At 47.1% G+C, this 22,059-nt stretch carries 18 protein-coding genes; 7 read left to right on the top strand and 11 right to left on the bottom strand.

Translation table 11 applies throughout. From position 1 onward, the window contains the following. Positions 1-190 precede the first annotated feature (190 nt). From K2Q26_07160 to clpS, 4 genes are all read right to left on the bottom strand, one after another. A complete protein-coding gene (locus K2Q26_07160; GenBank protein MBY0315280.1) occupies positions 191-1,075 on the bottom strand; it encodes a hypothetical protein in 885 nt (294 codons plus the stop codon). A gap of 193 nt (positions 1,076-1,268) precedes the next feature. After that, a complete protein-coding gene (locus K2Q26_07155) occupies positions 1,269-3,278 on the bottom strand; it encodes a lytic transglycosylase domain-containing protein (GenBank protein MBY0315279.1) in 2,010 nt (669 codons plus the stop codon). Further along, positions 3,278-5,554, bottom strand: coding sequence for an ATP-dependent Clp protease ATP-binding subunit ClpA (gene clpA, locus K2Q26_07150; protein MBY0315278.1), 2,277 nt, complete (start codon positions 5,552-5,554; stop codon positions 3,278-3,280). The genes K2Q26_07155 and clpA overlap by 1 nt, the downstream gene beginning before the upstream one ends. 32 nt (positions 5,555-5,586) lie before the next feature. Next, positions 5,587-5,904, bottom strand: coding sequence for an ATP-dependent Clp protease adapter ClpS (gene clpS / locus K2Q26_07145; GenBank protein ID MBY0315277.1), 318 nt, complete (start codon positions 5,902-5,904; stop codon positions 5,587-5,589). 109 nt (positions 5,905-6,013) lie between these two features. On the opposite strand from clpS, the gene K2Q26_07140 reads away from it, so the two are divergent. The 4 genes from K2Q26_07140 to dnaK all read left to right on the top strand — a co-directional run bounded on the left by K2Q26_07140 (position 6,014) and on the right by dnaK (position 10,665). Next, complete coding sequence (locus K2Q26_07140) at positions 6,014-6,562, top strand: prepilin-type N-terminal cleavage/methylation domain-containing protein (protein ID MBY0315276.1); 549 nt, start codon at positions 6,014-6,016, stop codon at positions 6,560-6,562. Between the two features lie 119 nt (positions 6,563-6,681). Continuing rightward, positions 6,682-7,416, top strand: coding sequence for a hypothetical protein (locus tag K2Q26_07135; protein MBY0315275.1), 735 nt, complete (start codon positions 6,682-6,684; stop codon positions 7,414-7,416). Positions 7,417-7,546: 130 nt separating this feature from the next. Beyond that, entirely contained in the window at positions 7,547-8,656 is a 1,110-nt protein-coding gene (dnaJ, locus tag K2Q26_07130; protein MBY0315274.1) for a molecular chaperone DnaJ, read from the top strand. Between the two features lie 77 nt (positions 8,657-8,733). Further along, positions 8,734-10,665 carry a molecular chaperone DnaK gene (gene dnaK / locus K2Q26_07125; GenBank protein ID MBY0315273.1) on the top strand — a complete coding sequence of 644 codons (1,932 nt, stop codon included), beginning with the start codon at positions 8,734-8,736 and terminating at the stop codon, positions 10,663-10,665. A gap of 274 nt (positions 10,666-10,939) precedes the next feature. On the opposite strand, the gene K2Q26_07120 is transcribed toward dnaK, so the two are convergent. The 3 genes from K2Q26_07120 to K2Q26_07110 form a co-directional block, all read right to left on the bottom strand. Then, positions 10,940-12,994, bottom strand: a complete 2,055-nt coding sequence (locus K2Q26_07120) for a hypothetical protein (GenBank protein ID MBY0315272.1) — start codon at positions 12,992-12,994, stop codon at positions 10,940-10,942. Positions 12,995-13,150: 156 nt separating this feature from the next. Continuing rightward, positions 13,151-13,720 (bottom strand): hypothetical protein, encoded by a 570-nt coding sequence (locus K2Q26_07115; GenBank protein MBY0315271.1) that lies wholly within the window; start codon positions 13,718-13,720, stop codon positions 13,151-13,153. 200 nt (positions 13,721-13,920) lie between these two features. Continuing rightward, positions 13,921-14,154 (bottom strand): hypothetical protein, encoded by a 234-nt coding sequence (locus K2Q26_07110; protein ID MBY0315270.1) that lies wholly within the window; start codon positions 14,152-14,154, stop codon positions 13,921-13,923. A 237-nt stretch (positions 14,155-14,391) separates the two neighbouring features. Between K2Q26_07110 and K2Q26_07105 the strand changes: the two genes are divergently transcribed. Next, entirely contained in the window at positions 14,392-14,682 is a 291-nt protein-coding gene (locus tag K2Q26_07105) for a hypothetical protein (protein ID MBY0315269.1), read from the top strand. A 43-nt stretch (positions 14,683-14,725) separates the two neighbouring features. Here K2Q26_07105 and K2Q26_07100 read toward each other — a convergent pair whose 3' ends face one another. The 3 genes from K2Q26_07100 to K2Q26_07090 are packed head-to-tail and all read right to left on the bottom strand — an operon-like array spanning position 14,726 to position 19,087. Beyond that, positions 14,726-16,003: a hypothetical protein gene (locus K2Q26_07100; protein ID MBY0315268.1), complete on the bottom strand. Its 1,278-nt coding sequence runs from the start codon at positions 16,001-16,003 to the stop codon at positions 14,726-14,728. Further along, positions 15,966-16,754 (bottom strand): outer membrane lipoprotein-sorting protein, encoded by a 789-nt coding sequence (locus tag K2Q26_07095; GenBank protein ID MBY0315267.1) that lies wholly within the window; start codon positions 16,752-16,754, stop codon positions 15,966-15,968. Before K2Q26_07095 ends, K2Q26_07100 begins: the two co-directional genes overlap by 38 nt. Beyond that, positions 16,751-19,087 carry an MMPL family transporter gene (locus K2Q26_07090; protein ID MBY0315266.1) on the bottom strand — a complete coding sequence of 779 codons (2,337 nt, stop codon included), beginning with the start codon at positions 19,085-19,087 and terminating at the stop codon, positions 16,751-16,753. Before K2Q26_07090 ends, K2Q26_07095 begins: the two co-directional genes overlap by 4 nt. Positions 19,088-19,218: 131 nt before the next feature. Here K2Q26_07090 and K2Q26_07085 point away from each other — a divergent pair, with 131 nt between their 5' ends. Then, positions 19,219-19,947: a TetR/AcrR family transcriptional regulator gene (locus tag K2Q26_07085; GenBank protein MBY0315265.1), complete on the top strand. Its 729-nt coding sequence runs from the start codon at positions 19,219-19,221 to the stop codon at positions 19,945-19,947. 55 nt (positions 19,948-20,002) lie between these two features. Here the strand turns inward: K2Q26_07085 and K2Q26_07080 are convergent, their stop codons facing one another. Continuing rightward, positions 20,003-20,611, bottom strand: coding sequence for a hypothetical protein (locus K2Q26_07080; protein ID MBY0315264.1), 609 nt, complete (start codon positions 20,609-20,611; stop codon positions 20,003-20,005). A 113-nt stretch (positions 20,612-20,724) separates the two neighbouring features. Here K2Q26_07080 and K2Q26_07075 point away from each other — a divergent pair, with 113 nt between their 5' ends. After that, the gene (locus tag K2Q26_07075) at positions 20,725-21,984 is read left to right on the top strand and encodes a hypothetical protein (GenBank protein ID MBY0315263.1); all 1,260 of its coding nucleotides are present in this window, start codon (positions 20,725-20,727) and stop codon (positions 21,982-21,984) included. Positions 21,985-22,059: the final 75 nt, after the last annotated feature.

The following is a 22,059-nucleotide window of genomic DNA, read 5'->3' as shown; positions in this document are numbered from 1 at the left end:
ACCCCCGATACCTTGAATAAGAGCAAGGAGGGGGCCAAATCGGACACAATCTAAGTTGCTGAATTTTATGGGTTCTCGCAATAATACGGGGGGCTCAATTGTCTACTCTGCACAGGGGGTGTCGCTCCTGTAGACAGTCTCGAGATGAGACGGAGACCTATTCCCATTTTCGTTGGGAGGCCAGATATTTTTACTTCTTGTCCTCGGCGCTTGAATCGTTTTGGCTTTCTTGCCGAAGGAGCTCTTGTCTCTCTTTAAGGAAGGCGATGACTTTAGGGGAGGCCCCTTTCGCCAGAGAGTCCGAGAGGAATTTTAAGAGCACAGGGTGGTTAATGATCACTTTCGAAAGCGCTTTGATATTGTCGTGAGAGTAGTCCTTGTTAAAGACAAAGAGTTTTTTGCTGGTGATCAAATCGCCCAAATAAAACTGCACAAACGGGACGAAATTAGTGCCTTTAAAAGGGATTTCATATTTATCGGCAATTCTTAAAAAGGCGAGACCAATCAAGCTGCGCTCGATGTTGTCTTCCACTTCGACAATGGTTTTCGGTCGGGTGAGTAGTGTCTTTGATTTATCGTAAACTAAATGTTGGGTGACAAGATCTTCTACGAAAAATTCCATGGTTTTATTGGTGTAGTCTCTCACAATTCTTAATTTGACGTGCGAGGTATTTAAATCCATTCCTGCCAGCACGGCCATGTAAAGATTGTGGTGGCCATCAACAATATACACTTTCCCCTCTGGGCTCAGGACTGCCGGGAAGACTTCTTCGGCGATGGACTCTTCGGCATATTGTCTAATTTTTTCGAGCTCTGATTTTTTGAGCTCCGTCTTTGGGCCGAGTTGCAAGATATGATCTAAAGGAACACCGGTTTTTTCGGCCATTTTCACTTTGGCGTAATGCTGGCCGATGCCTTCTTGAGTGATAAAGATTTTATTAATGGTTTGATCTGTCAAACGTGGTCTCCCGCGCACCACCACTCGGCCGGTAAAGATATCACTGCAGCGACTGGCTTCGGCGTACCTTGATAGTGGCAGATATATTAAAATCAAGCCAAGAAAAAAAGCGCGCATGTGTTGAGTTTTCCCTTACCTCGGCATCGCCGTCACCGCAAATTGTCGCTGTTGTAAAAACAATAGCCATGCTGAAGCCTTCAGCAACAACGGAGGGTCTTATAAAACCTTTAGAAATTGGACAGAGCAAGGGGAATGCCAGGGCTAACGAAATCCAAAAAAACCATACTCATCCTGAGCGAGGCGAAGGATCTCAAAGGGATAAAAGATGCTGGGGGAATGTTTTAAAATCTTCGCCAAAGCGGAGCTTTTTATAGATGATGTAGTTGCGCATCACTAATTTGACGTAGGACTTTGTTTCCTCGTACGGGATACTCTCGATAAATTCTATGGGATCACTGTATTCGCGATTATGCCACTGCTTCACCGCCGAGTCCGAGGCATTGTACGACGCCACGTAAAGAATGAATTTATCATCAAAGCGTTTCTGCTGGGTTCTTAAAAGATCGGCCCCGATGGCAATATTGGTCGGAGCGTCGTTGAGATCGTCGTAGCTGTTGTAGGGAATTTGCAGGCGTTTGGCGATTCTTTGCGCCACCTCCGGCAGGAGTTGCAAAAGGCCCATGGCATCCATGGGGCTTCGTGCTTGAGCATCAAAAGAGGACTCTTGGCGCATAATGGAATAGATCAGCTCCGCCTCAATCGCACTTTTAGTGGCGGCCGCTTCGACCACGTCATTAAACGGTCGCGGAAACAAGATCTCAGGATGGTTCGCCAAAATCTTTCGCTGTTGATCAAAGGGGATCTGGTTAAAAATATCAAAGACCATTTTATAATTCTTGGCTTTCGTTAAGAGTTGAAAGAGTTGCTCGGCCTCTTCTTGCGAAAGATCTAAAACACGCTTTTTGGAAATAAATGTAAAAGAAAGAAACTGCGAGGCAAGATCTGTCTCTCGCGTGGAAACAAGGGCGTTAAAAATTTTCCGGTCTTCTTCAGAGAGAAGAGTGATGCGAACTTCGCTGGGGGCGGAGTTCAGCGCCGGAAAACTTTTCTGTAACCGTTGATGAGCCATGATGCCGTAAAAACCAAAAGTATCTTCTTGAGTCAGTTGATGAAAGAGCTTGTGAGATTCATCGACGAGATTGTTCCGCAGTTCCGCTTCAGCAAGCCAGAAGGTGTATTTAAATTTGGCGAAGGGGCTGACATCTTTCAGCGCTACGGCGGCGCTCAAGTGAGTTTTAGCTCCAACGAAATCTTTTTGTTTGAGTTGAAGCCAAGCTAAAGACCACAACACCTTCTCTTGATCGCGAACTCCAATATTAGGCTCTTTGAGAGCTTTTTCGAAATTTATAATCGCTTGGGGCGCATCGTTTTTTTCTTCGAACATCTTAGCGCGCAGCCAGAATAAATCATGGCGAGAATACACTCCGCTCAGCTGCTTTTCTAATTTATCGATAATTTTTAGTGGCTCGTCGGTCCCCGACTCGGTCCAGAGGGTGCGAAGACGGGTGTAATTGGCCTCGGCAAAGAGGGAGATGTGTTTTTTAAACTCCGGTGTTCCCGGTTTGATCAACTCGGCCCATTGTTTGGCAGAATCGAGGTATTGCTTTTTAAGATGGCGCTGAATTTTATAAGTCTGATAAATTTCTTTGAGGGCCATCATTCGATTTTCGATGCTTTGTTTCTTGTCCTTGGCCACCGCGCTTAAAAGTTTGCGGGCTTTTTCAAAGTCGCGCACGGATCGCAAGTCCTTAGAGACTCGAAACACATCTTTAGGTTCTGGCTTAGGATTAAAGCGGGGAGCGATAGCGTAGAGTGCATCTTGAATCTTCTTTCGAGAGTCGGTGGAGATCTCACCGTCGGTTAAAGCTTTTTGGTAGGTGAGGACGCGATCTCTGGATAAAAAATACTGAGGCGTTTCGATGATGAGTAGGGCTTTTTCGGTATCGGTGGATTGATGCTTCAATTGAGCATTGCGCTCTTCCTTCTTTAACCAATCCGGGACAGGTCGATTGAGACTCTCTTTGACTTGCTCCGTGGGGCAAAAATTTAATGCTTGGACGTGAGCCACGTCTTTCAGAGCAAATGTGGCCGATTGGGAGAGTTTGAGAAAATGTCCGCAAGCCTCTTTGGGGTTTTCTTGGGAGATGCTCGTCTTGGCACGAATGTACAGATCGATTTCGTTATCTTGGATGGCGAGGACCGGGGCGGCGCTATGACTACAAGCTACGATCAATAAGAGACAACAGGCCGCCCACCACATCAGACTTTCACTTTTTCCTTGGGACTGTTCGAAGGCTTCGATTGATTTTCGCTCAAGCGAACGCCGACGCGCTCCGGAGTCTCCATATAAAAATGCGCTTTGCCACCATCTTTGAGTTTTCCAAAAAGTAAATCGTCGGTGAGAAGATTTTTAAGATTCTGCTGAATGGTGCGAATCATGGGACGAGCCCCATAGAGCGGATCAAAACCTTTTCGCGATAAAAATTCCTTCACCCTGTCCTCCATCTCGAGCTCGACCGATTTATCTTTGAGCTGTTCTTTAAACTCAAAAATAAATTTATCCACCACTTGGCTGATAATTTCGGGCGTGAGAGGGTTAAAGTGAACGACGTCATCTAAGCGATTTAAAAATTCTGGGGCAAAGTGCTGACGAATGGCCTCCATGGAAATGGTCGATACCGGTGCGGGATTAAATCCAATTTGGCTCTTGATCGCATCTTTGGCGCCACAGTTGGTCGTCATCACAATAATGCAGTTTTCAAAGTGTGTGGTTTTGCCGTGAGGATCTGTCAGTGTTCCGTTGTCCAGCACCTGCAGAAGGATGTTGATCAAATCGGGATGGGCCTTTTCGATCTCGTCTAGCAGGAGAACGCAATAGGGCGTTTTGTGGACCGACTCGGTGAGAAGGCCACCTTCTTCAAAGCCCACGTAGCCCGGAGGAGATCCGATCAAGCGAGCCACCGCGTGCTTTTCCATATACTCACTCATATCAAAGCGAATGAGCGGAATGCCCAAGTGATTTGAAAGCTGATTACAGATTTCGGTTTTTCCAACCCCGGTGGGTCCTGCAAATAAGAACGAACCAATCGGCTTGCGATTTCGTCCTAAGCCCACGCGATTATTTTTGAGGGACTGAACTAACGCTTTAATTGCATTGTCCTGTCCAAAGATGAGCGACTTCAGGCGAAGATCCAAAGTTTTGAGTTTCTCGTTATCGTCGGTGGACACAGACTGGAGCGGAACTTGGGCCATTTTGGAAACCACCGTTTCTAAAACTTTGAGGGTGATTTCCTTTGTCTGTTCGATAGGGCTGTTGAGATGAAGGTAAGCTCCCGCCTCGTCGATAATGTCGATCGCTTTATCGGGATGTTTCCGATCATGAAGATATTTTGAGGCGAGTTTGACAACGGTGGGAAGTATTTCGTCCGCCAAGACCACACCGTGATGGTTCTCGTAGTATTTTTTTAATCCACGAAGGATCTCGACGGTTTCTTCGTGGGAAGGCTCTTTCACATCGATGGTTTGAAAGCGGCGAGAGAGGGCGCGATCTTTTTCAAAATGCTGACGGAATTCTTTATAGGTGGTGGCTCCGATGCAACGAATTTTCCCTTTGGAAAGGTAAGGCTTGAGTAAGTTGGCCGCATCAAGCGAGTGGCCGCTCGTAGATCCCGCACCAATAATAGAGTGAATCTCGTCGATAAATAAAATGGATTTGGGAATTTTCTCGAGTTCAAAGAGCAAGGCTTTTAAGCGCTCTTCAAAATCTCCGCGATATTTTGAGCCAGCAATGAGTGATCCGAGATCCAAATTGTAAACCACAGCGTCTTTGAGAGGAGAGGGAACGCGCCCCTCCACAATTCTTAAAGCCAATCCGTCACCAATAGCCGTTTTCCCGACGCCGGGATCTCCGATGAGGAGCGGATTGTTTTTTGTGCGGCGACAGAGAATCTGCATCACGCGTTCGAGCACATCGTCGCGACCCACCACCGGATCGATTTTTCCCTCGAGTGCGGATTGGTTTAAGTTGATCGCAAACTGTTTGAGCGCGGGAACGGCTTGGCCCGGTTGTGCGGCCTGCTCTCCCTCGGCTTTGATATTGATGGTCACTTGGCGCCGAGCTCCGTGGGACACAAAACGAATCACCTGGAATTGTTCAAGACCATATTTTTTAAGGAAGTAGCAGGCGTGGGACTGGTCTTCCTCAAAAATGGCGATGACCAAGTTTTCGCACTGAACGGCGCTTCTTCCGGAGCTTTGCACTTGAATGATGCACTTCTGAAGTAAGCGATGCACACCTAAAGTGAACTCAGGGTTTTTTTTCGTATTTAAATTTTTGGGCAGCTTTGTTTCGATAAAGTCTTCCAGATCTTTTTGCAGCTGGGTCAGTGGAACTTGAAAGTGCGTTAGGATTTGCTGGACCGAGGGTTGTTGGATGAGAGCCCACAGCATATGTTCGAGGCCGACGAATTCGCTTTGCATTTTTTGAGAGAAGTGGATGGCCTGATTGAGGGACTGTTCGACTTGAGGACTTAGCATATTTACCTCCGACGTGGGTGCACTGGGACGAATCATTCGTCCTTTTCTATTGTACACTGAAGTGGGTGCTTTTGTTGCTCAGAATATGCATTAACGAGATGCATTTTCGTCTCAGCCACTTCGTAATTAAAAACTCCCGCGACACCTCGACCCGTTTTGTGGACCTGTAACATAATATTCTCTGCCGCTGAACGGGGCTGATTAAAAAATTTTTGCAGAACATGGGTCACAAACTCCATGGGAGTGTAGTCATCGTTGAGTAGGATCACCTTGTAGAACGACGGTTCTTTGGTCTCGGTTTTTTCTAAAACCTTGGTGTTCCCTTTTGAGATTGAATCTTGGTCAGCCATACTTAAACCCATCTAAACACAGACGTAACAAAGTTAAAAGTAGACATTTTTCAAATATGATGCAGAATTTAAATATCAGAAAAAGTACGTTAAGGAGTAATGTATGAAAATGGTACGTTTAGTAAAAAACAACAGAGGTTTCTCGTTGATCGAGCTCATGGTTGTTGTCGCGATCATCGCAATTCTCGCCAGTTTCGCGATCCCTCAATATCAGACCTTCCAAGCCAAGGCTCGTCAGAAGGAAGGGCTTACTTTATTAGGTTCCTACTTTACTGCCGCCCAGGCAACTTTCGCAGAGATTGGTATATATCCGGGGAACTTTGTTTCAACAGGCTTTGCCCCAACCGGGCAGGTTCATTACAGAATTACGACAGTGGATAATGCAACACCTAATCCTGTCGGGATACCGGAAATGGCAACTTGTGTAAACACATCTGTTCAGTGCGATTGTGGTGGAGCTTGCGTGCCATTTTGGACTTGGAGAGAAGCGCCTGCCGCTGGAATTTTTTTTCCGACTGCAGCTAATCAAGCTGTTGCAACTACTGATGTGACCTTTTTGATAGAAGCCTCGGCTCGAATCAAGCAAGGTGGTAACGAAGACCATTGGACAATGGATCATCTCAAACAACTTCTAAATCCAGTCCAAGGGCTCCTGTAAATTTCGATCCTATTTCATTCTAAATAAAAGGCGATGGGATCATCGCCTTTTATTTTTTCTTCGATTAATAATTTTATATACTCGTTGAAAGTTGCAGATGATTTGATCAATAATACCTTATGATCTTTGTCCATGGGATTATTGTTACCACATTGTTTTTTATGGCAGTCATCGCTCAGGATTTCTTACCACCCGCTTCGCTGCGGAAAAGTTTTATAGCGCCCCCCACCCAGATCAAACATTTCACCCTTGGTTATAATGATCTCATCGCTAGCCTAATTTGGATTAGAGTTCTCCAAGATATTGACTATTGCGAAGAGGGTAAGTTTCGTGGGGAGGATTTTGTTTTACCCCTTGAGACTGCTAGGGACAAACTAACAGGTATACTTGAACGCAAATTAAAACCTTCCAAGTGCAACAAAGGTTGGGTTTATAAAATGTTGGATGCGCTAAGTGAGGTCGAGCCGAGGAATAAACTTGTTTACGATGTAGGTGCTACTTTTTTAAGTGTGAGTGTTGATGATAGAGAAGGTGCTAGGCTAATTTTTGAGAAGGGACTTACGATTTATCCGCAAGATTGGCAGATCGCGTTTAAAGCCGGTTATCACTACTTATGGGAAATCCAAGATCCGAAACGAGCCGCTCAGCTTTTAAATCAATCCGTGAAAAGCGGCGGTCCACCAATCGTAAGTGCAATCGCTGCCGCCCTCTATAGCCACATGGGCCAAGCGCAGATCGCGAAGATGGTCCTGGAGGATACCTTAGCCCAGAAACCCACCGGGCTCGCCGCAGAGCGAATTAAGTACCGACTGGAGCAAGTGAATAAAATCCTTAGCGAATCTGACAATAAATAGGCGAGAAAAGCCTTGATTCGTAGCTCCAGGCCTTTTAAACCTAGGCCCTCGGAAAACCGTAAAAATCTGAGTTGCGACCTTGACCTCAAAAAAAGGCGCCTCATTTTTTCACCTGGAGTACAGGGCACAAATGAATCGTGATTATTATACAGTTCTAGGCGTGGAGCGCAGTGCGTCTCCTGACGAAATTAAAAAGGCTTATCGCAAGCTGGCGATGAAGTTCCATCCTGATAAAAATCCAGGCGATAAATCCGCCGAAGATAAATTTAAAGAGGCCTCCGAGGCTTACAGCGTTTTGAGCGATCAAGATAAGCGCTCGCGCTATGATCGCTTTGGCCATGCCGGCGTCCAAGGGCCCGGTGGCGGTGGTTATCATCAAGGATTTGATAACGTTGAAGACATCTTCTCAAGTTTCGGGGATATCTTTGGGGATTTCTTCGGTGGTGGAATGGGCGGCGCTCGCCGCGGTGGTGCGGCCAATAGCAATCGACCTCAAAGGGGAGCCGACCTTCGCTACATGCTCGAGGTCACTTTGAAAGACGTGATCGAAGGTGCCGAGAAAGATTTAGAATTTGATACGGAAGTGTCCTGCGGTACGTGTTCCGGCTCGGGCTCTGAGCCCGGCAAAACCGTGGACACGTGCACGACCTGCGGTGGTAATGGCCAAGTGGTGCAGAACCAGGGATTTTTCTCTGTGGCAACCACCTGTCCTGCTTGTCGTGGAAAAGGAAAAATCATTCGGCATCCTTGTAAGATGTGCAAAGGCAAAGGCCGCACGGTGGAGACCAAACGCATTCGTGTCACAGTCCCAAAAGGTGTGAGCACCGGAACTCGCTTGCGAATTGCGGGCGAGGGAGAGGGCGGCTTCCGCAATGGACCGGCGGGAGATTTGTTTGTCGAGATGCGCGTGCGCGAAGACAAGCGCTTTGAGCGCGTGAACGATGATCTTTATTCCAATTTAGAAATCACTTACCTGCAAGCGCTGTTGGGCGCCGAAGTCGATGTGGAGACCTTCGATGGGAAAAAGAAAACCACCATTCCTGCGGGAAGTAATACGGGCCAAATTCTCAAATTGAGAGGCTTGGGTGTGCCCAACATTCGTGGCAGCGCCCGAGGAGACTTGTGCCTCAAGTTGGATGTAAGAATTCCTAAAAAGTTGACCAAGGACGAGGAGAAGCTTCTCCGCGAAATTGCCACGCACAAAGGTGAGACAGTTTCTGATAAAAAAGGATTTTTTTAGGACTTAAAATCTTGACGAACTCAAAATAGAACTCAAATTGAAAACATTGAAAGTGCATTAATAAGGAGAAATAGAGCATGGGAAAAATCATAGGAATCGACTTAGGAACGACAAACTCCTGCGTAGCGGTTATGGAAGGTGGCGAGGTTAAAGTTCTCGTCAACGAAGAGGGCGCTCGAACGACGCCATCCATCGTCGCCTTTAAAGATGGAGATCGCCTTGTTGGTCAGGTGGCCAAGCGCCAAGCTGTGACCAACCCCACAAATACAATTTATTCTGCGAAAAGATTTATCGGTCGCCGTTTTTCGGAAGTGCAAGAAGAAATCAAAAAGATGCCGTTCAACGTTGTTGAAAAGGGTAATGATTGCGCGTTCAAAATTACGGATAAAGGCCAAGAGAAACTCGCATCTCCCGAAGAGATCGGCGCTGCGGTTCTCGCCAAACTTAAAAAAGTCGCTGAAGACTATTTAGGTCAAGAGGTCACAGAGGCCGTAATTACGGTTCCTGCTTACTTTAACGATGCGCAAAGACAGGCGACCAAAGATGCCGGTCGCATTGCAGGTCTTGAAGTGAAGCGGATTATCAACGAGCCGACGGCAGCTGCTCTCGCTTACGGTTTTGATAAAAAGAAAGAGCAAAAAATTGCCGTCTACGATTTAGGTGGTGGCACTTTTGATATTTCTGTCCTCGAAGTGGGTGATAGCGTTGTGGAAGTGAAAGCCACGAACGGTGATACGCACTTAGGTGGTGATAACTTTGACGAAGCGATTTTAGATTGGTTGATTGATGGCTTTAAAAAAGATCAAGGTGTGGATCTAAAGAACGACAAAATGGCGCTTCAACGTCTTAAAGAAGGCGCAGAAAAAGCCAAGATCGAACTTTCATCCACTCAAGAGACCGAGATCAATCTTCCGTTCATTACGGCAGATGCAACGGGTCCTAAACACTTAGTGATGAAGCTCACTCGCGCAAAGTTTGATCAGCTGACCGAAGCTCTGGTGCAAAGAACTTTGGAGCCTTGTCGTAAAGCTTTATCTGATGCCGGTTGGTCCGTGAGTGATATCGACGAGATCGTACTTGTCGGTGGATCCACTCGTATTCCTGCGGTTCAAAAAGCGGTGAAAGATTTATTCGGTAAAGACACGAACAAATCAGTAAACCCTGATGAAGTGGTCGCCATGGGCGCAGCGATTCAAGGTGGAGTTTTAGCGGGAGATGTGAAAGATGTACTTCTTCTTGATGTGACTCCATTGTCCCTCGGTCTAGAGACTTTGGGCGGCGTCATGACCAAATTGATCGAGCGCAACACCACCATTCCTGTGAAGAAGTCTCAAGTCTTCTCCACAGCGGCGGACAACCAGACGAGCGTAGAAATTCACGTTCTTCAAGGGGAGCGCGATATGGCGGCGGATAACAAATCTCTCGGTCGCTTTGAGTTGCAAGGAATTCCTCCTGCAGCCCGAGGTGTTCCGCAGATCGAAGTGACTTTTGATATCGATGCGAATGGTATTTTGAATGTTTCCGCTCTCGAAAAAGGAACCGGTAAACAACAGAATATTCAAATTAAAGCGCGTTCTGGTTTATCGGAGCAAGAGATCCAGCAGATGGTGAAAGATGCTGAGATGAATTCAGAAACCGATAAGAAGAAAAAAGAAGTGATCACCGTACGTAACGATTTGGACGGTCTCGTTTATCAAACTGAAAAGTTGATTAAAGAGAACGAAGCCAAATTTGATGCGGCCGATGTGACTTCTGCGAAATCCATCATCGATGAAGCCAAAGCCCAAGTGGCCAAAGGCACTGAGGCGAAAATCGAAGACCTCAAAGGTGTGTACGAGCGATTACAAAATGTGACTCAGAAGATGAGTTCCGACTTGTACAAAGCTTCGGCCTCTGCGGGCCAAGCCCAGCAGCCAGGGCAAGAAGCTCCTCCTAAGCAAGATGTTCCGGAAGGACCTACTGCGAATGGGGATGATGTGATTGATGCGGATTTTAAAGATGTAAACTAAAGTGACTCAGGTCAACTGAAAGCCTTAAATGAAAATGGGCTTTCGAAGACTCGGGCTCCATGCCCTCGCCCGTTTTTCCGACAGGACGTCGGAAATCGCTTCACGCTAACGGGAGGTCTTCGAAAGCCCATTTTCATTTAAGGCTTTCAGTTGAGAGTCACTGTTCGTCGATTTTAGGTTTTTGCTATTTGAGTGGTTTTAAAAGGAAGCTTTTGGGCTTCCTTTTTTTTTGCTCTGGGAGGGAAGCCTTGGGGGCTTCCTTTTTTGGGTTGGGTTATTGGGGTTGGGATTTTTCGAGGTAGTCTTTGTAGAAGATGAGGTTGTTTTCGTCGTCGGCGCATTTCATGTTGGGGGCTGTTTTTAGCATTTCGGGGGTGTTGTTTTTGCACTTTTCGTGGAAGGCGAGGTCGGCTTCGAAGATGGTCATCATGAAGTACTCGAAGGGCATGATTTGGCCTTCGTGGGAGCAGAATTCGTGGCGGAACTGGCTTCCACGGGACTCTCTTAATCGTTCGCGCGAGTAGCCGAGTTGGGTCGCGAGGGCTTCGCAGGACTTGTACGGCTCTTTCATCTGGTAGACGTTGACGATGGCCCCTTCGGGGTTCCCATTCGCTTGGGCAAGACTTCGCTTGTACATCAAATTCAGACTGATTTCGGTGGATTCCTCGCGGATTTGGTCTCCCTCGGCCACTGTGGCGATGCCGAAGCCCACCGGTGAGGAATTAAGGATTTGATCACTCGCGTGGACTCTCATGGAGTGGTCCATCGGCTCGAAGTCCTGAGTTTTAAAGCCGTATTTCGCAACCGTCGCTAACATCGACGTGTATATATCTTGGAAATTAGTGATTTCACCTTTGAACAGTTCTAGGAAAAGAAATTGTCGAGCGTCAAAAACGCGAATAGCGCCGGCAATGTCGTCGGTCTTACCAAAGTTAATCAGAGCTTTTCCGGACTGAGTCGTTTCTATTCCAAAAAGCGTCAGCTGATTTTTCTCAATCGCGATAAAGCCGGGGAGCACATGGCCCGAGGTCAAAATGACGACCGCATACTTGTTCGGCTGAGCTAACAATTCATTTATCATCAAATGAAGAGTCGTTCCCGAATAACACTGCATACGGTTCCGTTTTAAAATGTCGACGATAGACACGGCAGCTTTGTTGTAGACCAGAGTTTTTCCGTCATGGAGTTTTTTAGAAATTTCTTTTTCGTAATTCACTTTAAGACTTCTGTGATCACTCCCGGCGGCCGTTGCAGCGAGGTCTGTGAGGATTTCGCGAACTTGAGTTTGATCCACGTTCTCAATTTTCGAATCCCGAATGTGTTTTACAATGAGAGCCGAAGCGATCTCTTCGATCGAAAGGACTTCTTTAGATTCCAGTCTTTTAATCAAAGAGGCTTTTTGCTCGACCAGTAACTTCATGTGGGCATCGATCGGTGATGGACTGTTTTTAGCTTCGATCAACTCTCGGCGTTTTCGAGTCTGTTGGTTGCTGAGGGAGCGGATTTTTTCGATAACGTCCATTCGCGAGTTTTCAGTGTCTTTAAGTTTGGCGCGAAGATCTTCGTGGGCTTGAAGATGGGGGTTTTTCGCAGGCCGCTGTTCAATTTGGACCGACAGTTTTTCGAAATCCGCTGTAATCGCGGCATTGAGCTTTTGAACCGCAGTCGCTAACTGCTCGCGAAGACCGACCTCTTGAGTTCGTTCACTCGAAATCTGAGCTAACAGATTTTTTCGTTTACTTGTAAAAATAATTTCGTAATAGCTGGCCCGGTCATATTCCCGTTGAAATTCTTCGATTTTGACTCCAATGGCTCGCAATTGGGAATTGAATGTCGCAATTTCTTTTTGCAATTCGGGATGGAATTTTTGCGCGTACTGGAAGTTATTGATCTCAGAGAGTTCTAAACGGTGGTTCCGATTCGTATCGAATTCTCCCATCAATTGATAGAGGGGTTGGCCCGCACGGATGGATTCACCTAACTGTTGATTGGTGGATTTAAGTTTTGCGTTGATGGAATCCAATTCGCTCTCTAGGGCTTTAAGACGTTGGTTCTGAGTCTGGATCTCTTGGGTGATCGCTGCCTCTTCGGTTTCCAGGGAAGATAGTAGCTGCTCTCTTTGTTTAAGAGGAGTGGTTAAAGCCTCGCTCTGTTGAAGAAGCGCCTGAGCGTTAAATTTCGGTTGAATAAGCTGGAGACCGTCAAAATCGGGAATCTGCGTAGGGGCGGAGGCATTGCTGTTGTTACTGCAGGCAGCTATCAAAAAAGTAGACAGTGTAAAACCCGCGATATTGGATGCAGACACGTTTAGACGGTTTAAAATCGACATTAAGAAACTCCCAGTGTGTTTAAGATGAGATAATGGAAGATCCGTGCCAGCCGTCACCGAGATCAAAAAAAAGGAAGCCTTGAGGCTTCCTTTTTAAAAAGAGTTGGTATCATTAAACGTAGAGGCCTTAAGAGAGGCCTCGTTCTCGGAGTTTGACTACGGGAGTTTCTGACATTGGCTGCGACCGACTTGAACGCCATCGCCGGCGGTTTGCCAGTTGTCGATCTTGAGGTTACCGTTATCCGCGCGTTCGACTGTTGTACGAACACCCGTGTCGCCCGTGATCACTTGGAGAGATAAAATTTTATCCGAGCAAGACACGGAATATCTCAAATTTAAAGTTTCTGTTAAAAAATTGATAGATTTGTCCTGGATGGAACCGTCGGCGATTACACCACCTTCGACACTCATCACGTAGAACTCAAACGCGCGTGTGACTAGTTTACGATCCGTCGGAATATTTCCTTTTTGTGAAAACACGGGACGACCTTGATCGTCAGTGCCTTGCACATACTCGATCTCGCGAACTTCGGCCGAGTTTTCATCGACACAAGAGTAGCGTCCTTGAACTGGAGGACACGCTTTGCCAGTTCCTGGTCGAATTGTTCGTAAACTCTGAGGAGTTTCGACCGAAGGAATGTTGGCTTGTTCTTTTTCGTCTTTGCTGCAAGCGCCGAGAGATAATCCAAGGGCTGCTATTGCTACTGTCATTAATACTTTATTCATAAACATAACCTTTCTCGTTATTGAATTTGCTGTCTGTCGGGTTGAAAGAGCAAAGGCCGTGCTCACTTGAGATCCAAGTTGAAATTATGTTTTATAAGATCTGATGAAATATTTCGTGAACAAATTTTAATGTGGAAAAAATCCTGCCACTAAAGAAAATACAATTGTTCCGTTCTGCCCCAGGAGGGATTTGAATCTCATCAGGGATCATCCGAGCTGGCGAGGGGGAAGGAGAGTTGCTGTTCTTCATTATTATGGATTTCAGAAGATTGGGACTTCCGGGATAAAATTTGAAGAGGTTTCGCGTTGGGGTTCCGCCGCAAGTCTTGGAAGTGGGCTTCGCGAATCAGGTGGTTGATAAAGGCTTTTTTTGCGCCGTCACTCGCGTCTTTATTAAAACCGAGAGCTTCCATCAGCTCTTTCATTTTCTTCATACATCTCCCTCATCATGAGGGCTCATTCACTTGTCATTCTGACAAAGACGTAAACTCAGTTGTTGGACCACTGCTGCAGGACCCTGAGCCTTGGGTCGCTGGTCTTAGGGGTGAAGATTCGCGCGCAGTGCAGTAAGGAAAATAATCCACGAAAAAAATTCACCTTTGGGGCTTCACATTGAAATCAAAACGGCCTCCGCCTAGGTTGTGCGCTCCACTAAAAAAAAGGATTACTGTATGAAATCATTCGTATTAATGGCTTTGATCGCGACTTCGTCTAACGCCTTTGCAATGTCTAACGAACAGTTTGCAGACTGTGTCTTTGATCAAAAACAAATCACCCAAGTCCTATCGGGTCTGGTTAAAAACGCGGCTGAGGAAAAGTATATATCCCAAGATGAAGTTGTCGCGATGATGGCCGAGATCCAAAAACCAGAGATTCAAACATGTGACCAAGTGAACAGCCTCCTTGGTGATGTTTTAGCGAAAGCTCTAAAGGCGAAGGCGAATAAGTCGTTAAAGAAATAGCCCTGCTGTTCAACCAAGAGAAAGGAAGCTTTGGGGCTTCCTTTTAAAAAATCCAACGCAATTCGGTAAAAACTGTCGACGCCTTTTCGAGACGACCCCAAAAGCTATTGGCCGGTCCATTGTAGATTTCGCCGCCCAGGATGAATTTCCAGGAGTCATTAATGGCGTAGGTGGCCTTTGGGCGGAGGAGCGAGTCTGAATATTTCGCCCACAGTACAAAAGCGAGTTCGACCTCTAGAGTTTCATTCCACATCTTATAACTCGGTCGAAGCGAAAGCCCTCCAAAAGTTTCGGCCACTTGGTTGGAGTTGATCGTGACTTGCTCAGCCAGGGCGCGAGTGCCGGGGTCTGTGACGGCATCTAGACTTTGATAATCTAAGACATGGCGGAACAAGAGCTGAAAATTAATATTTAAGTTTTCGACCGGCGAGTTTTCTATTCCAAGAACCGCGTTGACCATCGAGTTTTGTCGGAGAGGATTGTCACCTTTACGGTCTTCAGTGTGCAAGTAGGCGAGCTCTCCGCGAAATCCATACTGGCCTTGTGTGGACGCGAAGTCGGCTCCAAAGACTTGAACTTTTCCGTAGTTAAATCCCACGTCCACTCCGGTGGGAGAAATTGCGAGAAGATCGAGATCAGGGAAATGATTGTAGCCTTTGTAGTAACTCAAAGACCAATCCACAGCTCCACCGGACCGGTCCACCTTAAGTGCCATTTGATTCTCCGGCGATTCCGGTTTCACATCTCGAAGGGTCACACCTGTGAGAGGCGGGATCGGGAAGGTCGGAGATCTCCATTCGGGGAGCCACAACGCCGAAATTCTATAGTCCGAAAGAGTGTAAGTGACCTGGGTGGTAAAAATACCGGTGCGTTGGTCTTCGTCATCGGTCATCAGGAGCTTAAAATTTCTCACGCTCATGCTGTCGGTGGGATTAATTTTATCGGCACGCCCCCAAACCGTAATGATTCGTCCCACTTTAAAATCGAAATCACCCCAGGATTTTTCGACAAAAGCTTCGCGCACATCAATTCTTGAGAATTCCTCGCGGGCGAGATCTTCACCTTGAACAAATCCATCGAAATAAAATTTAAATCCCCCTATCTCTTCGGGGCGCAAGGTGAACCAGGCGGAGCTCACCAAGTAATTGTTCTCCGGCAAGAATTCTTTGTTATCGCTCCAATAGGCAGTTCTTAGGGAGCCGCTCGGTCCCAATGCTTCGGTCCACGAACCCTGGGTGACGGAGACTATGGCATGAGTGATGAGAAAGCAGAGCCAGAAGGATTTACTGCTTTTCCAAGTAACGTGTTGTGAAGACGTCATTTCCTACTCCTACGTTCGCCTTATAGTTTTTGAATTCAATGCGAGTCTTGTGATTCGTTTGTACATTTTCTGCTTCGAGAATCATCGGTTGCCACTTATTGTTCTTTTCGTCGATCTTTTCTAGAGATTTTGCAGAAATTCTTTTAAGAAGAGCTCCACTTTGATCGTACATTTCTCCCTTAAGGGCTACGAAACTTTCTTTGTCGATCCAACCGATACGATTCGAATAACCGGAGTTGACTCCCGTCTCTGGCTTTTTGGGTGTCGATTCAATGACATAGCACGATTTTCCGTCGACCGATTCCTCTTTAAGAATTTTCTGATTCCATTCTTCGACTTTAAAGCCAATCACATCTCCGTAAGAAAAATCTGTCCCTACGAAGGAGTCTTTTTTATTGCTAGCGACAAGTCTTCTGACTTTTTTCAGAGCCGGTAGGTAAATCCAAATGTCGTCATCGCTTCCAGAGTGTTCAATCAGCAAGGTCTTTGTTCCCTTCACGTCGGATGGGGATAAAAATGTCACCACACGCATATTGTCGGTGGTCCCATCAATGAGCTTCGTTTGCCCTTTAGTTTCGCGGACACGCTCCTGTCCGTTGGCATTGATCAGTCGGAAGGTGGAGTCCGAGATGGAGTCCTTCACTTTCGAGGATAAAAAGTTTTTTTGTGCGATCTCCTCGGCGGTCAGTGTGGGTGCGGGAGCGGCGAAGGCTCCCCAGTTCAGAGCTAAAAGTAGGATGATAGTTTTCATTTTGTTCCTTTCTGTTTTTCAAAAATAAATTTGGGTCTTAAAGTTAAAATGAGCGACGGGAATACGGTGAGTGCGGTGATGGAGCTGACCAACATCGCCATGCCGATCAAGAAGCCCATCCACATGTGAATCATAAATCCCCAGGACAGCATAAGGACGCCGAATCCGCCCGCCACAGCCGAGCTTACAAATAGAGTGGCCTTTCCAGCGGAGTGAAAGGCGTTTTTGATCGCTTGTCGCTCCTCTTTCTGAGAGCGTAATTCTTCGCGAATGCGATAGCTCATGTAGATTCCGTAATCGGCCCCAATCCCTACGGCCATAGCCGAAACGAGAGCGGTCGCGATCTGTAACGGAATTCCAACGAGTCCCATAACTCCAAAGTTCACGAGCACGGCTGCGATCAAAGGAACCAAAATGAGTGCTCCGGCGAGAAACGAGCGGAAGACCAACGAAGAGACCAGGAACACGGCCGCCATGATTTGCAGAATATTAAGAATTTTTTCCTCGATCATGACCTCGTTCAAGGCCACTCCGCCGGTAGCGCCCCCACCGATAGAAACTTTGGCGGTGGCAGGAAATACCGTCGCCGCATGGGCCTTGGCGCGATCGGAGAGATCATCAATGTAAGAAGATCTATCGGTTTTGAGAAACACTTGAACCAGTCCTTTTTGATAAACGTAATCCACGTAGGAGTCGAAGTCTCCGGGCTCTCCGGAATTGGAGTACAAGAGCAAGTACTGGGCGATGAGATCCGAATTTCCGGGAACACTATAAAAATCGGGTTTATCTTCGTTCATGGATTGATTCATCCGTTTGATAAAGTCGACCAGGGATACGGTTTTCCCGATGAGGGCTTCCTTGGCGAAAAACTCTTGCATGGATTCCATTCCCTTGAGAACGGCGGGGTCTTTGATGCCGTCCTCTTTTCCGGTATCGACAAGGAGGTACATAGTATTTGTTCCGCCCATGCGCTCATTGAGCTTGTCGTCGTCCATACGCGCGGGAATATTTCCGTAAAAGTAACTCTTCTGCGAGTTATCGATTTTAAGCCAGTAGCCCCCCATCGAAAGGAGAAGAATTAGCGACGACGAAAAAATATAAATGGCTTTTCGGCGCTCGGTGACGAGGTGGTAAAAACGCAAAGTGAGTCGATCCCAAAACGTCTCTTCAGCTTCGCGCCGTTGCTCGCGCTCTCCTGGAGGGGGTAGCATGGAGCGAAGTGCGGGGATAAAGGTGAGCTCTAAAATAAGCGCGCTTAAAACGCCGGAGCCGGTGAATATTCCAAAAGTTCGAATGGATTTAATTTCGAAGATGATCAGGGAGAAGAATCCCAGCGCCGCGACGATACACGCCACAATCATGACCGGTCCTACTTTGACCAAGGAGTTGAAAACGGCTCTCCGGTTTTTCTCTTGAGCCGAGATGTTTTCGTTGCGGAGCGCATGATACTCTTCGTAATACCGCTTAAGAATTTGCACGGCATGTCCCGCGGCGATGGCCAGGATCAGAATCGGAGTGGAGGCATTAAACACATCCATGGGTTGGCCGATGAGCGCGAGGATTCCGACGGCCCAAATCACTGCGATCATCGCGGTCACGAGCGGGAGGAAGAGGGCCTGAAAGGTTCGGAACGCTTCGTAGTGAATCAAGCCGATAATCAGTACGGCGAGTGGGAATAAAAATCCCATACGCTCGGAGTAAACCTCAAGGAGCGAAAGGAATGAGGGGAGTCCGCCCACAGTAATCTCAACGTTCGTGTCTTTTTCGGATTCCACAACTTGGTGAACTGCAGTGTCGATGGCGCGAAATCCTCCGGGAATTTTTTTAAATTCGGCCACAATTTGGGTGGTCTTTTGGTCTTTGGAGATCAGGAGATTCGAATACACCGGATTGGACTCAAGGGCCTTCTTGAGTTTTTCAAACTGTTCGGGAGTTTGGGGAACCACTTCCATTAAGGGTTCGACCGTCATGCCGTCAGCGTCGCCCTTGATGTTTTTGGCCTTTCTCGCGGCGAGACTATTAATATTGGATCGCACCACTCCATTTAAACTAGAGATCTTTTCGGTGATGCGTTTGACTTTTTCGAGCACCGGAGTCTGGAAAATTGTGCCGTCGGTGGCGGTAATCCCGATGACCACCGTAAACTTATTGCCGAAGATTTTTTCGACCTCATTATTAACGACCAAATAGGGATGGGACTGTGGGAGAGCGTCGTCAGGATCAATAATGATCGATAAATTTTTGAGCTGAAGAACAAGACCCACGCTGATGGCGAGAGTGAGAAAGACTATGGATCGTTTGTATTCGATGACCTTTTGTATCCACCATTTCATAAATAATGCCCCCATATTTTTGTTAGCGCGTTGTTAAAATTGTGGTATAGTGTTTACAGTGTTCACATAAAATGTGAGCACTGTCAACATTCAGTGGTGATCAATGGAGCGGAAACGAATTGATAAATAATATGTCTAAAAAAACATCATCTTATCATCATGGAGACCTTCGTCTGACTTTGATTGCGACGGCCCTACAGTTATTGAAGTCGGTGTCCGCTTCGGAGCTCTCGTTGAGGAAACTGGCGGCGAAAGCCGGGGTGAGTGCGGCGGCGCCCTACCGTCATTTTAAAGACAAGGATGAGTTGATCGCCGCGGTGATGGCTGAGGGCTTCGAGAAGAAGTCGGAATTTATGGCGGATGCTATATTAAAGTCGAAGGGTGATCCCGAAAAAATGATGTTTGATTGTGCAGCAGCGTATTTTCGCATGGGGCTTCTTCATCCTCAGCACTTTAAATTAATGGCGACGTCTCATATTGAACCCAGTCCTCAATATCCTGAATTGTTGGCCGCGGCGGCGAAGTCCTTTTTAATTCTTAAAAACATGATCCTATTCTGCCAAAAGAAAGGCCTGGTTGGCTCGGGAGATGTTTACCATAAAGCGATGAACTGCTGGTGCGTGGTTCATGGATTTACTTCCCTTTATGTCGAGGGGCGATTGGGTTGGCTGGGCGTTACGGAAAAGAATGGAGAGGCGGCGATTCGCACATTAGTTTCTCAGTATTTAATGGGAAATAAAAACCCGTTGGGTAAATCCGACTTTGGTTTTAAGCCTTTTCAGACACCCGAATCTGATTGGCAGAAGAAAGAAATGTTAGATCAAGATTATCCTGAGATCGAAAGACTGTTTGTTTTTTAGCAGGAGTCGAGCGGCAGAGTTGAAGAAGCTGCCGCAGTGTCATGAGTCGACGGGTTTAGAAATCGTAGGCCGCTCCGACAGTGATGCTGCTGAAGGATTTAGAGAGCTCGAAGCCAACCTCTCCGATAATGCGAACATTTTCTAACTGAGTCTGAGAAAGCTCAGATCCTACGGCAAGACGAGTGAAGAAGTCAGAGTCGTCGTCATAGGAGTTGACGCCCAACGGAATACCTACGTAGGGAGAAACTCGTCCCACATCGGTTTGAAACGCTTTACTTAAAAAAGGCATGGCGACGATACTGGTCTGAGAAAAATCATCGTACTTCATGTAGCTGACGCCTCCACGCACACCAATTGCCGGTTGACCTTCCACATCGGGAATCGGAACCCACTTTGCAAACGCACCAAAAGTAAAATCTATTTTTCCTAAACCCAGTTCGGCTTCAAGCTGGAATTCTTCATTGACCCCGTAACTGGCTCGGGCATTGGCGGTAAGACCTTCGTAGTCCTCATCGAGGATCCCTTCGATGTAACCTAAACCTTGGAACTGATTTTGAGCGACAATGTCGCCGGTGCTCAGAAGACTCAAGTACGCCCAGCTATTGGTCGAGAAGAGGATGAGGCTGAGTGCGGCAAGCGAGCGTTTGAAAAAGTTTAAAGTCATGATTTCCCCCTGATGAGTTGGTCGTAAGTCTGGGATTAAGATAACGCCGAAATTTATGCCTGTCCAGTCATGGATTAACTCAAATTTTCCACTCAGTTAGCCGATAAAACATTATGAAGTTTTTGTTTTGGTCTATTCTAATGTTGCTGAGTTTTTCTGCATCTGCCGCATTCAACGATTGCAACTGCCCTCAAGTGACCTGCGAGCCCTGCCAGGTGCAAATCTTTTTGGGAAAAGAGGCCAAAAGCTGTGGGATTGGTGCGACGATTCAGTGTGAAAAGGTCGTTTGCGAAAACGTAGACAATTACTTTCAGTGTGTGGCGGGCGCCCAACCACTTTCCTATCCTCCGCAGAATCGCACGACGCCGATCACCGAGCCGAAAATCTCCAATATTGAACGCTTCCAGAAGCAATCTCTTCCCGAAATTAATTTTGACCAAATCGGCGCAAGCCAAGATTGGGAGTTGGAAGAGTCGGCTCCGGCCATCGGTGAAGATCCGCAATTGCCGACCTTCGCTCGCAAAATCATCGACGGGCTGGTGGAGACTACGGTGAACCCCGAAGATTTCAAGCATCTCCGCGGACCGGCGTCGCTCACACTTCGCCAAGATCGCTTGCAGGTGATCCAAGTTCAGGGCGATGCGCGCGCCTCGGCCAAGAGTAAACTCAAAAAGAATGAGTTTATAAAAATGGGGCAGTTTCTTAAAGTGAAGTCGCCGACGACGTTCCAACTCTCCTTTGGAAAGTCCCAGTTTAAGTTAAATCTTAAGAAGGATTCTGAATTGCTCTTTAGCCAAGAGGATCGGCATTTGCTGATTCATTTGATGAAGGGAAATATGTCTTTTGCAAGTGAAGAGCGAGCCGAGGAGCCCCTGTTTGTGTTTCCATTCGGCACGTGGAGAATGGGAAAGCGGAATGGGACTTTGCAATGGGATAAAAGCAGCGCGGTTCAGACTGTAAAAAATATTTCAGGCCCGGCGTGGATCCGTCGCAATGATTTGATGGAAAAACCTCTTCGCGTGGACGAAGGACAGTCGTTTGAGATGGATGCGCAGAATATGATTTCAAGATTTCAAGAGCTTCCGAAAAAAACTCCCAAGGTGGAGAATTACACTTTAAGCGTTCCCGCGGGAAAAGTGCAGCAGCGAGGGCTGGCGAGCGAGGGCTCTTCGTTTTGTCAGGCGCCAGACGCTCAATATGAACAGTGCGCATGGAAGTGTTTCGGGAACAACAAAAAATCCTGCGACACGAATCAAAAAAACGTCCGCTGCGTGAGATTCACCTGCTCTGCGGGCGGTGAGTGGAAGCTCCCCACCTTCTCTCCGGGAAGCGCCTGCGAATCCACCCAAGTCCGCATCGGCACCTGCCAATAACCCGCCCGTCCGGCTGGTGCGCCGATACTTTTTGAGAACTACCGCGTCGAAACGAATTCGGGTTGGGAATAGTCA

The sequence above is a fragment of the Bdellovibrionales bacterium genome (genome assembly GCA_019750295.1).
In the GTDB taxonomy this organism is placed as follows: Bacteria; Bdellovibrionota; Bdellovibrionia; order Bdellovibrionales; family JAGQZY01; genus JAIEOS01.
This window is presented reverse-complemented; position numbering and strand designations above follow the sequence as displayed.